Source organism: Streptomyces sp. SID14515, from assembly GCF_010548505.1.
Taxonomy (GTDB): domain Bacteria; phylum Actinomycetota; class Actinomycetes; order Streptomycetales; family Streptomycetaceae; genus Streptomyces; species Streptomyces caviscabies.
Genome location: NZ_JAAGMH010000097.1, coordinates 59,853 through 73,212 on the forward strand (window position 1 = coordinate 59,853; position 13,360 = coordinate 73,212).

The window sequence follows — 13,360 nt, forward strand, 5'->3', positions numbered from 1 at the left end:
GAGGGGCCCGACCGATGGCCGGACGGGGCGGGAAGCGGTTGACTGTGCCGCTCCCCGCCCCGCCGCGGTGTTTGCGCGGCGGCTCCTGACGGACGGTCTGGTCCAGACCTCTTGACCGAAGGTCTGGACCATTCTACGGTTTGGCAGGGTCACGACATAGGGCGGGGCGGGGCGAACCTTTCGCACCGTCGGCGGCGGACCCGGGCTGGAAGGACGTACGGATCATGGGTCGTACCTCACGACTGCTGGGCCTCGGCCTGGCCGCTGCGCTCGTCGTGCCGATGCTGGTCGGAGCCGCTCCGCCGAAGGGCTCCGGCCCGGGTGCCGTCGTTGCGGCCGACGAGACCTGCGCGGTCAAGTCGAAGCCCACGGGCAAGGTGCTCCAGGGGTACTGGGAGAACTGGGACGGGGCGGCCAACGGCGTGCACCCGCCGCTCGGCTGGATCCCGATCACCGACTCCCGCATCGCCCAGCACGGCTACAACGTCATCAACGCCGCCTTCCCCGTCATCCGCTCCGACGGCACCGTCCTCTGGGAGGACGGCATGGACAGCACCGTCAAGGTCGCCACCCCCGCCGAGATGTGTCAGGCCAAGGCCGCCGGCGGCACCATCCTCATGTCGATCGGCGGAGCCACGGCCGGCATCGACCTCAGCTCCAGCACGGTGGCCGACCGGTTCGTCGAGACGATCGTGCCGATCCTGAAGAGGTACAACTTCGACGGCATCGACATCGACATCGAGACCGGCCTCGTCGGCAGCGGTGACATCAACCAGCTCTCCCCGTCGCAGGCCAACCTCATCCGCATCATCGACGGCGTCCTCGCCGCGATGCCGTCGAACTTCGGCCTCACCATGGCCCCCGAGACGGCGTATGTCACCGGCGGCAGCGTCGTCTACGGTTCGATCTGGGGCTCCTACCTGCCCATCATTAAGAAGTACGCCGACAACGGCCGCCTGTGGTGGCTGAACATGCAGTACTACAACGGCAGCATGTACGGCTGCTCCGGCGACTCCTACTCCGCCGGCACCGTCGCGGGCTTCACCGCCCAGACCGACTGCCTGAACAACGGGCTCGTCATCCAGGGCACCACCGTCAAGGTCCCCTACGACAAGCAGGTGCCCGGCCTCCCCGCCCAGGTCGGAGCGGGCGGCGGCCATATGTCCACCGGACTGGTCGCGCAGGCCTGGAACCACTACGGCGGTTCCCTCAAGGGGCTGATGACCTGGTCCCTGAACTGGGACGGTTCCAAGGGCTGGACCTTCGGCGACAACGTGAAGTCCCTCCAGGGCCGTTGAGCCCCTGCTGTACGGCTCCCGCGCCCCCTGCCCGTACGGGTTTCCGCGCCCCCGGTCCGCCGATGACCGGGGGCGCGGCGCGGCTCCGGCCGGGGAGCGACACGAGGAAGGCGTGAACCGGTCGCGCACCGGGGCGGTCGAGAGAGCAGAATCGGGTACGGACCGGGGTGATCGTTTCCCCGGTGTGCCGGGCCCGTCTCCCCGCGGGCCGGCCGACGACGAAGACGTACGAGGAGACCCGATGGTGCACGAACGGGCCGGTCACCCGGCGCAGTCCGCAGACCTGGTCGACGTGGCCCGGCTGGTGACGGCCTACTACGCCCTCCACCCCGACCCGGCCGAGCCCGCCCAGCGGGTGGCCTTCGGCACCTCGGGACACCGGGGCTCCGCGTTCGCCGCCGCGTTCAACGAGGACCACATCGCCGCCACCACCCAGGCGATCTGCGACTACCGCGCCCGCCAGGGCACCGACGGACCCCTGTTCCTCGGCGCGGACACCCACGCGCTCTCCGAACCCGCCCGGGTCACCGCCCTCGAGGTGCTCGCCGCCAACGGCGTCACCGCCCTCATCGACAGCGAGGACGGCTACACCCCGACCCCCGCCGTCTCGCACGCCATCCTCACGTACAACCAGGGGCGCACCGAGCACCTGGCCGACGGCATCGTCGTCACCCCGTCGCACAACCCGCCCGCCGACGGCGGCTTCAAGTACAACCCGCCGAACGGAGGACCGGCCGCCTCGGACGCCACCTCCTGGATCCAGGACCGGGCGAACGCCCTGATCGAGGCCGGGCTCGGCGAGGTCCGCCGGATCCCGTACGCCCGCGCCCTGGCCGCCGACACCACCCGCCGCCACGACTTCCTGACCGCGTACGTCGACGACCTGCCCTCCGTCCTCGACCTCGACGCCGTCCGGGACGCGGGCATCCGCATCGGCGCCGACCCGCTCGGCGGCGCGTCCGTCGCCTACTGGGGGCGGATCGCCGAACGCCACCGGATCGACCTCACCGTGGTCAACCCGCTGGCCGACCCCACCTGGCGGTTCATGACGCTGGACTGGGACGGCAAGATCCGCATGGACTGCTCATCGCCGCACGCCATGGCCTCGCTGATCGAGCAGCGCGACGCGTACGCCATCGCCACCGGCAACGACGCGGACGCCGACCGGCACGGCATCGTCACCCCCGACGGCGGGCTGATGAACCCCAACCACTATCTGGCCGTCGCCATCGACTACCTCTACACCCACCGCGAGAGCTGGGCCGCCGGGACCGGCATCGGCAAGACCCTGGTCTCCTCGTCCATGATCGACCGGGTCGCCCACGACCTCGGCCGCACGCTGGTGGAGGTGCCGGTCGGCTTCAAGTGGTTCGTCGACGGCCTCCACGACGGCAGCCTCGGCTTCGGCGGCGAGGAGTCCGCCGGGGCTTCCTTCCTGCGCCGCGACGGCCGGGTCTGGACCACGGACAAGGACGGCATCCTGCTGGCCCTCCTCGCCTCCGAGATCACCGCCGTCACCGGTCACACGCCCTCCCAGCACTACGCGCGGCTCACCGACCGCTTCGGCGATCCGGCGTACGCCCGCATCGACGCACCCGCCACCCGCGAGGAGAAGGCCGTTCTGGCGAAGCTCTCCCCGCAGCAGGTCAAGGCCGACACCCTGGCCGGAGAACCCGTCACCGCCGTCCTCACCGAGGCCCCCGGCAACGGCGCGGCGATCGGCGGCCTCAAGGTCTGCACCGACAGCGCCTGGTTCGCCGCCCGCCCCTCGGGCACCGAGGACGTCTACAAGGTGTACGCGGAGAGCTTCCAGGGCCCCGGCCACCTCGCCCAGGTCCAGGAGGAGGCCCGGGCGCTCGTCTCCGAAGCGCTGGGCGGCGCGTAGAAGCCGGGCCGCCGACCGGTGCCGGGGCTCAGGCGCCCGGCACCGTCGGCTGCACCTGACGCAGGAAGGCCGCGTTGTCCGGGGTGCGCCGGACCTTGTCGAGCAGCACCTGAAGGGCGCCCTGGCCGTCCCGTGTGTTCAGGGCGCGGCGCAGTGCTCGTACGGCTGCCAACTCGCCCGTACCGAAGAGGAGTTCCTCGCGCCGGGTGCCGGACCGGGCGATGTCGACGGCCGGGAAGATCCGCGCTTCGGCGGCGGAGCGGTCCAGACGCAGTTCCATGTTGCCGGTGCCCTTCAGCTCCTCGAAGAAGAACTCGTCGGCCCGCGAACCGGTCTCCACGAGGGCCGTCGCCAGGATGGTCAGCGAACCGCCCTCGTCGGCGCAACGGGCCGCGCCGAACAGCTTCTTGGGCCCGCTCAGCGCTGCCGCGTCGACGCCGCCGCTCAGGGTCCGGCCGCCCGCGCGGGCCGCGTTGTTGTGCGCCCGGCACAGCCGGGTGAGGGAGTCCAGCAGGATCACCACGTCCCGGCCCTGCTCGACGAGACGCCGGCCGCGCTCGACGGCCAGCTCGGCCAGGGCGATGTGCTCCCGCGCCGGCCGGTCGAAGGTCGACGCGTACACCTCGCCGCGTACCGAGCGGCGCATGTCCGTGACCTCCTCGGGCCGTTCGTCGAGCAGCACCACCATCAGGTGCGTCTCGGGGTGGTTGGTGGCGACGGCCGCGGCCAACTGCTGGAGCAGCACCGTCTTCCCGGTCCGGGGCGGTGCGACGATCAGGCCGCGCTGGCCCTTGCCGACGGGGGAGACGAGATCGACGACGCGCGGCGCGGGCCCGCCGTGCGGTGTTTCCAGCCGCAGCCGCTCGCGGGGGTGGACGGGCGTCAGCTCGTGGAACCGGCGACGGCCCCGCAGGGCGTCCGGGGCGAGCCCGTTCACGCGGTCGACCGAGGACAGGACGCGCGGCCGGTCGCAGTCGCCCTCGACGGCATCGCCTCCGCGCAGCCCGTGGCGGCGGATCAGGGCGGACGACACCTGGATGTCGTCGGGGGAGGGGTGGCCGCCGTGGACCCGGAGCATGCCGTGTCCGTTGTCGGTGGTGTCGAGGAGTCCGGCGACCCGGACGGGTCGCTGCTTACCGGTTACGGGGCGTTCGAGTGTGGTGGTCATGGGAGGGGTCCTTTCGCGGACAGGCGAATGAAGGGACCGGCGTACGGAGGGGCGGCAGAAATCACGCCACACACCGGGGGCACGGAGGCCCGGGGCAGGTCGCCGGAGAGACAGCGAGAACGCTGGGAAGAAGCTGATCGCCGGTCGGAAAGGACGGGCGCGACAGCGGTGGAGAGGAATCAGCACCGGTGCCCGAAGAGAAGGGGCATGCACATGTGCTCATCGCACTGTACCACTATGCGCCGGACGGGGGTCGCACAGTACGTCGGGCAAGCCCCGGACACACGTCGAGGGCGGTGGGAACCCCGATGTTCGGGGTTCCCACCGCCCTCGGTGACCGCAGCGGGTCGCGGACGGGCCGCGGGGTCAGCCGGTCACGCCGAGCAGCGGCGCCCAGGACTCCAGCGCGGGCTTCTCGGCGAGGTCGGCGAAGGCCACCTCGATGCCGTGGTCGCGGCGCCAGGCGGCCGCCAGCGACATCAGACGGACGGAGTCGAGACCGTAGTCGACGAGGTTCTCGTCGACCGGGATCTCCTCGGGGTCCTCGCCGAGCACATCGGCGACATCGGCACGGAGCTGTTCGAGCGTGAGCGCCACAGCGGTCACTTCCCTTCGAAGACGGTCCGGGCGGTGGTGACGACGGCGCACTTGCCCGCGGCCCACCGCAGCGCCATGGCGTGGTCCTCGGCCGAGAAGTCCGCCACCGCGTCGGCCACCACGAACGCCTGGATGTCCTGCATCCAGGCGTCGCACGCGGTCATGAGCACACCGATGTGGGCGTAGACGCCGGTGATGACGATCTGGTCGCGGCCCTGCTCGCGCAGGCGCTCCAGCAGATCGGTGCGGACGAAGCCGCTGTACTTCCACTTGGTGAGCACGGTGTCGCCCGCGTCGGGCGCGACCTCGTCCGCGATGGCCGCCAGCCGCTCGTCGGCCGGGAGGCCGGGGCCCCAGAAGTCCTGCTGGAGACCGCGCTCCTCGGCGCTCTGGCCGCCGGGCTGCGCGGTGTAGAGCACCGGCACGCCCAGGCGCGCCGCGTCCTTCTTCAACTCGGCCACATGGGCGAGCAGTTCGGGCACGGGCGCGGCCTCGCGGTCGTACGCCGACAGGAAGTAGTTCTGGAGGTCGTGGACGAGGAGCACCGCACGCGCCGGGTCGACGGTCCAGTCGACCCGGTTGGCGGGCAGCTCGTCGGCGGACGGCATGGGGTAGGGGACGATGGCGGGCAGAGCCATGGTGGAGAGGGTTCCGTTCGGGGAGTCGTTCAGTGGGACGGGGAGTTGTTCAGCGGGACTGGGAGGGAGAACCTGTGCGGGCGGCGGCGTTGCGCAGGTCCTTCTTGGAGACCTTGCCCACGCCGGTCTGCGGGAACGCGTCGACGAACTCGACCCGGTCCGGCACCTTGTAGGCGGCCAGCCCCCGCTCGCGGACGAACCGCTTGACGGCCACCGCCTTGAGCGGGCCCGCGCCCGAGCGCAGGATCACGTAGGCGCAGACGCGTTCGCCCAGATACGGGTCGGGCTCGGCCACCACGTTGGCGTCGTGCACGGCCGGGTGGGCGAGGATGTGGTTCTCGACCTCCTCGGCGGCGATCTTCTCGCCGCCCCGGTTGATCTGGTCCTTGGCGCGCCCCTCAACGACGATGTGCCCGGTTTCGGTGACCCGCACGATGTCACCGGTGCGGTAGAAGCCGTCCTCGGTGAAGGAACGGGCGTTGTGCTCGGGGGCGTTCCAGTAGCCCCGGATGGTGTACGGGCCCCGGGTCAGCAGATGACCCGTCTCGCCCGGGGCCACCTCCTGGTCCTCGTCGTCGACGACCAGGATCTCGTCGTCGGGCGAGATGGGACGGCCCTGGGTGGTGACGATCGTCTCCACCGGGTCGTCGAGGCGGGTGTAGTTGACCAGCCCCTCGGCCATGCCGAACACCTGCTGGAGCGTGCAGCCGAGAGCGGGCCGCACCCGGCGCGCCGCCTCCTCGCTGAACTTGGCGCCGCCCACCAGCAGCACCTCCAGGCTGCTGAGGTCGTGCGCGGTGCCCGGCGCGGCCTCCGTCCACAGCAGGGCCAGCGGCGGCACGAGCCCGGTGATCGTGACGCCCTCGCGCTCGATCAGCGGGAACGCCACCTCCGGCGAGGGCTGGGGGCACAGCACCACACGGCCACCGGCGTACAGCGTGCCGAGCGAACCGGGCGAGGAGAGCGGGAAGTTGTGGGCGGCGGGCAGGACGCACAGATAGACGCTGTTCTCGTCGACCGCGCAGATCTCGTTGGAGCCCCACAGCGAGTAGATGTAGTCGTCGTGGGTGCGCGGGATCAGCTTCGGGACGCCGGTGCTGCCGCCGGAGAGCTGGAGGAAGGCCAGGTCGTCCGGGCGGGGCCCGCCGTAGCCGACCGGCTCCTCGGCGACCTCGGACAGTGCCTCGAACTCGCCGGGATCCCCCTGGGCCACGAACACATGGCGCAGCGTGCCCACATTGGCGTGGGTCTTCGACGCCAGTTCACGGTAGTCGTAGCCACCGTGCTCGGCGGCGATGACGTACGCCACCGCCTCGGTGAACTCGCAGAAGTAGGTGATCTCGCTCTCGCGGTGCGCGGGCAGCGCGAAGACGGGCAGCGCGCCGATCCGGAACAGCGCGAAGATCACCTCGAAGAACTCGGCGATGTTGGGGAGCTGCACCACCACCTTGTCGCCCTTGACGATGCCGCGGGCGAGGAAGCCCGCCGCCAGCCGGTCGGCGCGCCGGTCGAGATCGGCGTACGTCCACCGGCTGCCCGCCACCGGGTCGACGATCGCGACCCGGTCCGGATGAGCCTCGGCGCGCTGCCGCAGCATCTCCCCGAAGGTCTCCCCGCGCCACCAGCCGGCCGCCCGGTACTTCTCCGCGAATTCGGCGGGCCAGGTCGGCGCCGCCGCGTCCGTACTCACAGTTCGGCTCCCACGGCGCTCAGGAAGGTGCGGAACTTGGCCGCGGTCTCGGCGGTCTCCGCCTCGGGCTCGGACGCGGCGACGACGCCCGCTCCGGCGTACAGGCGCAGCGTGCGCTCCTCGGCCTCGGCGCAGCGGATCGTGACGACCCATTCGCCGTCGCCCTCGGCGTTGCCCCAGCCGACCACACCGGTGAAGAAGCCGCGGTCGAACGGCTCGGTCTCGGCGATGACCTGACGGGCCGTCCGCGTCGGCGTCCCGCACACGGCGGGCGTCGGGTGCAGCGCCATGGCCAGCTCCAGCGCCGAGGCGTCGGGGGAGGTGAGGGTGCCGGTGACCGTGGTGGACAGGTGCCACATGGTGGCGGTGCGGATGAGCGTCGGGCGGGCCGGGACGGTCATCCGCGTGCAGTGCGGCGCGAGCGCCTGGTGGACGGCGTCCACGACGACGGCGTGCTCGTGCAGGTCCTTGACGGACTCCAGCAGCGTCGCCGCCCGGCGTACGTCCTCGGCGAGGTCGGCGCTGCGCGGGGTCGACCCGGCGAGCGGGTTGGCGACTACCTGCTTGCCGTGGCGGGAGACGAGCAGCTCGGGGCTGGCGCCGATGAGGGTGCGGTCGGGGCCGGTCGGCAGCGCGAAGGTGTAGCCCGAGGGGTCGCGGCGGGCGAGGCGCTGGAGCATCGCGGGCAGGTCGAGCGGGTCGCCGGAGGTGAGTTCGAGGGTGCGGGCCAGCACGACCTTGCTGAACTCGCCGCGCCACATGCGCTCCACGGCGGAGGCGACGCCCTTGCCGTAGATCTCCGGTTCGGGCACCTGGCGTATCTCCCAGGTCCCGGCGCTGGGCGCGCTCGCGGGCAGGGCGATGAGCGGGTCGGAGGCGAGCGGCGGTGCGGTGCGCACGGACTCCGGGACCCTGAGGGCGGCCGGGGCGGTGTGGTCGAAGGGGATGGCGCCGATGACCACCGGCGATTCCTGGCCGGCGGCGACCGCCGCGGCGAGCGTGGCGTCCACCCGGGCGGTCAACGGTCTCTCGTCGTGCGGGACATGGCGTCCCGGGCCCCGTGCGAGCAGCGTGCGTCCGGGGGTGGCGAGAAAGTGGTCGCCCGGTGTGTAGGCGTCCAGCAGTGACGTGGCCGCTCCTACGGCCGGGTGGGCCGGTTCGGCCGGGGCGGTGTGCGTGGCGACCTGGGATGCCGTCGACACGGGGACTCCATTCTCGATGGTCCCGTCAGCGGGTGCGGGGGCTGGATGGGAGGGTGAAGGAAGGCGAAGGAAGGCGAGAAGTAAGGGGAGGAGGCGGGCGGGCGGTCAGCGCAGGGTCGCGCCGCCGTCGACGTACAGCTCCTGCATGGTGATGTGGCGGGCGCGGTCCGAGGCGAGGAACGCCACCGTCTCCGCGATGTCCCCGGGGTCGGCGATCCGGCCCAGCGGGATGCCGGTGCGGTACGTCGAGGGGTCGCCGTCGATGACACGCTGTTCGGCGCCCGGGTCGGTCCACAGCGCGCGCTGCATCGGCGTGTCGGTGGAGCCGGGCGCGACGACGTTGCAGCGGACGCCGCTGCGGGCGAGTTCGAGGCCCAGACACTTGGTGAACATGGCGGCGGCCGCCTTGGAGGCGGCGTAGGCGGCCATGCCGGTACGGGGGATTCCGGCGGCGTTGGAGCCGACGGTGACGACCGCGCCGGATCCGCGGGCCGCCATGAGCGGGGCTACCGCCTGGGAGACATGGAAGACGCCGGTGGCGTTCACCGCGAAGGTGTCCGCCCAGTCCTGCGCGGAGAGCACGGCCGCCGGGCCGGTGCGCAGGATGCCCGCGACATTCACCAGGACATCGACCGGGCCGAGTTGGCGCTCCACGCGGGCCACGGTGCTCTCCACCGAGCCACGGTCGGTGACGTCCATCACATACGGGTCAAGGCTGCCTGCCGAACGCTCGCCACCGGGCAGTTTCTCCTGCGTCCGGGTCCACTCGGCGGCCAGCGCCTCGATGCCGGGCAGGGCGCGATCGGTGGCGGCCACACGGGCGCCGAGGGTGGCGAGCAGGTCGGCGACTGCCGCGCCGATGCCTTGTGCGGCACCGGTGACCAGAGCGGTGCGGCCGATGAACTCGCCGCTTCTGCCCGGTATGTGCTCAGGCATGAGCAACCTCCTCCGTTGTTAGGTAAGGGTAACCTAAATTCATTCGACCGCCCAGAAGGGGGTCGAGCCGCCGATATCTACTTAGGCTAGCCTCACCTTATGCAAACGCCGCGCACGGGGACCACGGCCTCGGCTCCCGAACATGACTCCTCGACCGTTCAGTTGGACGGGGGCGAAGCCGACCGCCGGACGGAGGCCCCGCCCGCCGCACACGAGGAAGCATCTCCGGGAACCGAAAAGGGAACAACGTCGGGAATCGGACAGCCCTCCGCCCCCCGGCCGGCCCCCGACGCGCCCGCGGCTCCCGACGCATCCGCCGCCCCCGACGGGCCGGCCGTCGCCCCCGACGCGTCCCGCTCCACCGCCGACCCGCGACGGCGGACCGTCGCCCTCGCCGTCGCCGGACTGGCCCTCGCCGTCCTGCTGTTGACGGCCCTGTCCCTCTCCATCGGCGCGGGCGAGGTCGGCCCCGGCGGCGTCCTGGACTACCTGCTCGGCCGGGACGGCGCGCGCGACAACGCCCGGCTCTCCCTCGTCGTCGGCGACCTGCGCCTGCCGCGCACCCTCACCGCCCTGCTCGTCGGAGCCGCCCTCGGCGTCGCCGGCTGTCTGCTCCAGGCGGTCACCCGCAACCCCCTGGCCGAGACCGGACTGCTCGGCGTCAACGCGGGCGCCTCGCTCGGCGTCGTCGCGGGCATCGCACTCCTCGGCTTCGATTCCGGTTACGCCTACCTCGTCTGCGCCTTCGTCGGCGCGGTGGTCGCCAGCGGCCTCGTCCTCCTCATATCCGGCAGACGCGGCGGCGGCTCTCCCATGCGCCTGGTCCTCGCGGGCGCGGCGCTCGGCGCGACCTTCGGCGGACTCACCAGCGTCATCGTCGTCAACTCCGCCGAGACCTACGACAGATTCCGCTTCTGGGTCCTCGGCTCCCTCGCCGGAGTCGAGGGCTTCGGCGAACTCGGCCGCCTCGCCCCCGTCCTCGCCATCGGCTTCCTCGTCGCCCTCCTCGTCGCCCGCCCGCTCTCCGCCCTGGCGCTCGGCGACGACCTGGCCCGCAGCCTCGGCCACCGGCCCCCCGTCATCCGTACGGTCGTCGCCATCGGCGTCACCCTCCTGACCGCCGCCGCCGTGGCGCTCGCCGGGCCCATCTCCTTCCTCGGCCTGCTCGCCGGCTTCCTCGCCCGCGCCCTCGCCGGCACCCGGCTCGCGGCCCGCATCCTGCTCGCCGGACTCATCGGCGCCTGTGTCCTGACGGTCTCCGACATCGCCGCCCGGGTGGTCTCCCGGCCCTTCGAGGCGCCCGTCTCCGTCATCGTCGCCCTCGTCGGCGCCCCCGTCCTCATCGCCATCGTCCGCTCCAAGCAGCTGGCCTCGATGGGCATGACGGAACCCGCCACCGAGGAACGCGCCCCCGACCGCCCCCGCCGCTTCCGGATCACCCTGCCCCGCCCCGCCCGCCGCACCCCGAAGACCCTGCGGGTCCGCCCGGCCGACACCCTCGTCCTGCGCCGCGGACCGCTCTCGCTCCTCGTCACCCGGCGCGCCGCCCTCGCCGCCCTCGCCCTCGCCGGGGCCCTCCTGCTCGCCGTCGTCCTCTCCGCGTACGCGGGCCAGAGCGACATGGGCGTCGGCCGCACCTTCCGCGCGGTGCTCGGCCAGGGCGACCGCTTCGACGTGCTGCTCGTCCAGAAGTTTCGCCTCGGCCGCATCGTCGCCGGACTCACCGCGGGCGCCGCCCTCGGCCTGGCCGGCTGCCTCACCCAGACCCTGGCCCGCAACCGCCTGGCCACCCCCGAACTCCTCGGCGTCAACGACGGGGCCACCGCCGCCGTCCTGCTCTCCGTCACTCTCAGCGCCACCGGATCCTTCGGCGCCTGGTGGGCCGGGCCGATCGGCGCCCTGGTGGCCGTCATCGTCGTCACCACCGTCTCCGGCGGCCTCGGCCAACGCGGCTACCGCGTCCTCGTCGTCGGCCTCGCCATGTCCGCCCTGGCCTCCGCGATCACCCAGGTCGTCCTGTCCCGCCGGTCCCTCTCCTCCGCGAGCTCGCTGTACGTATGGACCTCGGGCAGCCTCAACGGACGCAGCTACTCCGTCGCCGTACCCGTCCTCATCGGTCTCGCGATCCTCGTCCCGATCAGCCTCGCCGTCGCCCGCCATCTGGGCGTCCTGCGCTTCGACGACGCGACCGCCTCCTCGCTCGGCTCCGCCCCCGGCCGGGTCCGCGCCCTCTCCCTGCTCCTCGCCGTCGCCCTCGCGGGCCTGGCCGTCGGCATCTGCGGCCCCGTCGGCTTCGTCGCGCTCGCCTCCCCGGTCATCGCCTCCCGGCTCGCCGGACCCCTGCGCGTCCCGCTCGTCGGCTCGATGCTCACCGGCGCCGTCCTCGTCGTCGCCGCCGACACCCTCGGCCGTATCGCCTTCGACGGCGTCGAACTCCCCGTCGGCATCGTCACCACCGTCCTCGGCGGCCCCTTCCTGCTCTGGGTGCTGCTCGGCCGCTCCGCCGCCACCCGCGTGTAGGGCCTGCCATCCACCTGTAGGGCCTGTCGCCACACCGCCGTCGTCGCCCCCGTACAGAAGAGCGAGACATCCATGACCTACCCGCCGCGCAGGAACCCCCCGGCCCCTCCCGTATCCGAGGGACCGACCGGAACCGAGCCGACCGCCGTACGAAGCCCCCTGCTGCGTACGCTCCTCGCGGACGTCCGTGACGACAAGCCCGACGCCGAGGAGGAGTTCTGGCTCCGGGCGGCCGCCACCGGCACGCCGCTCGTCGAACCCGACCCCGAGGGCGACCCGGACCACCGGCTCGTCACCTTCGTCCGCCGCGAGGACCCCGCGCGCCCCGCCACCCATGTCCTGGCCCTCGTCCACACGGTCACCGACAAGGACCGGCACGCGGGCGACCTCGCACCGCACCTGATGGAACGGATCGAGGGCACCGGCGTCTGGGCCATCAGCCACCGGCTGCGCGCCGACCACCGCGCCTCGTACCAGTTCCACGCCACCGACGGCACCCGCGAGGACGCCCTGCGCGCCGACCGGGCCTCCTGGCTCCGGGTCCTCGACCACGCCGAACCCGACCCGCTCAACGACCGCGCCCCGCTGCCCTCCAGGGACGGCCGCAACCCCGCCTCCGTACTCGAACTCCCCGAAGCCCCCGAGCAGTCACGCACCCGGCGGCGCGACGACGTGGCCCGGGGCCGGACGCTCGACGCCGAGGTCGACGGCCGCCGGGTCACCGTCCACCTGCCGCCCGGCCACCGCCCGGACGGCGGCCCGTACGCGCTCGCCGTGCTCCTCGACGGCGAGATGTGGGGGCCGGTCCTCGGCGTCGGCGACATCCTCGACAACCTGCACGCCGACGGAGACCTGCCGCCCACCGTGGCGGTCCTGGTCGACACCATGGGCCGCCGCATGCAGGACCTGGCGTGCAGCGCCCCGTTCGTCGACTGGCTCGCCGACACCCTGCTGCCCTGGGCCGAGCGGGAGTACGGGGCCGGGGCCGACGCCGCACGCACCGTCGTCGCCGGACAGAGCGCGGGCGGCCTCACCGCCGCGTTCGCGGCCTTCCACCGTCCCGACCGCTTCGGCCTGGCCCTCTCGCAGTCCGGTTCCTTCTGGTGGCCCGACGACGAACGCGGCAGCGAATGGCTCACCGGGCAGTACGCCTGGGCGGAGCGCAGGCCGGTGACCCTCCATTTGGAGGTCGGCCTCCAGGAATGGATGCTCCTCGCGGAGAACCGCAGATTCCGCAATGTGCTGCGGGCCCGCGGATACGACGTCCGCTACCGCGAGTTCAACGGCGGCCACGACTACGCCTGCTGGCGCGGCGGCCTCGCGGACGGGCTGGCCGCCTTGCTCGGCGAAGGCTGAGGCGACCGCGTAACTCCGTATCCCGACCACGAATGAGGGGCGGGCGGCATCCCCCCTCCGGATGCCGCCC

The 13,360-nt window shown here is 72.6% G+C and carries 10 protein-coding genes; 4 read left to right on the forward strand and 6 right to left on the reverse strand.

What is annotated here, in order from left to right:
• Positions 1–224: 224 nt before the first annotated feature.
• Both G3I54_RS20445 and pgm read left to right on the forward strand, forming a co-directional pair.
• The gene (locus G3I54_RS20445; protein WP_164616313.1) at positions 225–1,298 is read left to right on the forward strand and encodes a chitinase; all 1,074 of its coding nucleotides are present in this window, start codon (positions 225–227) and stop codon (positions 1,296–1,298) included.
• Positions 1,299–1,539: 241 nt separating this feature from the next.
• Positions 1,540–3,183 (forward strand): phosphoglucomutase (alpha-D-glucose-1,6-bisphosphate-dependent), encoded by a 1,644-nt coding sequence (gene pgm / locus G3I54_RS20450; protein ID WP_164616314.1) that lies wholly within the window; start codon positions 1,540–1,542, stop codon positions 3,181–3,183.
• Positions 3,184–3,211: 28 nt separating this feature from the next.
• Here pgm and rho read toward each other — a convergent pair whose 3' ends face one another.
• From rho to G3I54_RS20480, 6 genes are all read right to left on the reverse strand, one after another.
• The gene (gene rho, locus G3I54_RS20455; protein WP_164616315.1) at positions 3,212–4,351 is read right to left on the reverse strand and encodes a transcription termination factor Rho; all 1,140 of its coding nucleotides are present in this window, start codon (positions 4,349–4,351) and stop codon (positions 3,212–3,214) included.
• A 366-nt stretch (positions 4,352–4,717) separates the two neighbouring features.
• Positions 4,718–4,957 carry a phosphopantetheine-binding protein gene (locus tag G3I54_RS20460; protein WP_032787168.1) on the reverse strand — a complete coding sequence of 80 codons (240 nt, stop codon included), beginning with the start codon at positions 4,955–4,957 and terminating at the stop codon, positions 4,718–4,720.
• Complete coding sequence (locus tag G3I54_RS20465) at positions 4,954–5,586, reverse strand: isochorismatase family protein (RefSeq protein WP_164616316.1); 633 nt, start codon at positions 5,584–5,586, stop codon at positions 4,954–4,956. Before G3I54_RS20465 ends, G3I54_RS20460 begins: the two co-directional genes overlap by 4 nt.
• A gap of 49 nt (positions 5,587–5,635) precedes the next feature.
• Positions 5,636–7,276 (reverse strand): (2,3-dihydroxybenzoyl)adenylate synthase, encoded by a 1,641-nt coding sequence (locus G3I54_RS20470; RefSeq protein WP_164616317.1) that lies wholly within the window; start codon positions 7,274–7,276, stop codon positions 5,636–5,638.
• Positions 7,273–8,478, reverse strand: a complete 1,206-nt coding sequence (dhbC, locus tag G3I54_RS20475) for an isochorismate synthase DhbC (RefSeq protein ID WP_164616318.1) — start codon at positions 8,476–8,478, stop codon at positions 7,273–7,275. Before dhbC ends, G3I54_RS20470 begins: the two co-directional genes overlap by 4 nt.
• A gap of 105 nt (positions 8,479–8,583) precedes the next feature.
• Positions 8,584–9,414: a 2,3-dihydro-2,3-dihydroxybenzoate dehydrogenase gene (locus G3I54_RS20480; RefSeq protein WP_164616319.1), complete on the reverse strand. Its 831-nt coding sequence runs from the start codon at positions 9,412–9,414 to the stop codon at positions 8,584–8,586.
• 99 nt (positions 9,415–9,513) lie between these two features.
• On the opposite strand from G3I54_RS20480, the gene fhuB reads away from it, so the two are divergent.
• Positions 9,514–11,934, forward strand: coding sequence for a Fe(3+)-hydroxamate ABC transporter permease FhuB (gene fhuB, locus G3I54_RS20485; RefSeq protein ID WP_164616320.1), 2,421 nt, complete (start codon positions 9,514–9,516; stop codon positions 11,932–11,934).
• Positions 11,935–12,006: 72 nt separating this feature from the next.
• Positions 12,007–13,290, forward strand: coding sequence for an enterochelin esterase (fes, locus tag G3I54_RS20490; protein ID WP_164616321.1), 1,284 nt, complete (start codon positions 12,007–12,009; stop codon positions 13,288–13,290).
• The last annotated feature ends 70 nt before the right edge of the window (positions 13,291–13,360 follow it).

Coding starts and splice junctions, on each gene's coding strand:
- G3I54_RS20445 (WP_164616313.1), top strand. CDS start 225: ATGGGTCGTACCTCACGACTGCTGGGCCTCGGCCTGGCCGCTGCGCTC.
- pgm (WP_164616314.1), top strand. CDS start 1,540: ATGGTGCACGAACGGGCCGGTCACCCGGCGCAGTCCGCAGACCTGGTC.
- rho (WP_164616315.1), bottom strand. CDS start 4,351: ATGACCACCACACTCGAACGCCCCGTAACCGGTAAGCAGCGACCCGTC.
- G3I54_RS20465 (WP_164616316.1), bottom strand. CDS start 5,586: ATGGCTCTGCCCGCCATCGTCCCCTACCCCATGCCGTCCGCCGACGAG.
- G3I54_RS20480 (WP_164616319.1), bottom strand. CDS start 9,414: ATGCCTGAGCACATACCGGGCAGAAGCGGCGAGTTCATCGGCCGCACC.
- fhuB (WP_164616320.1), top strand. CDS start 9,514: ATGCAAACGCCGCGCACGGGGACCACGGCCTCGGCTCCCGAACATGAC.
- fes (WP_164616321.1), top strand. CDS start 12,007: ATGACCTACCCGCCGCGCAGGAACCCCCCGGCCCCTCCCGTATCCGAG.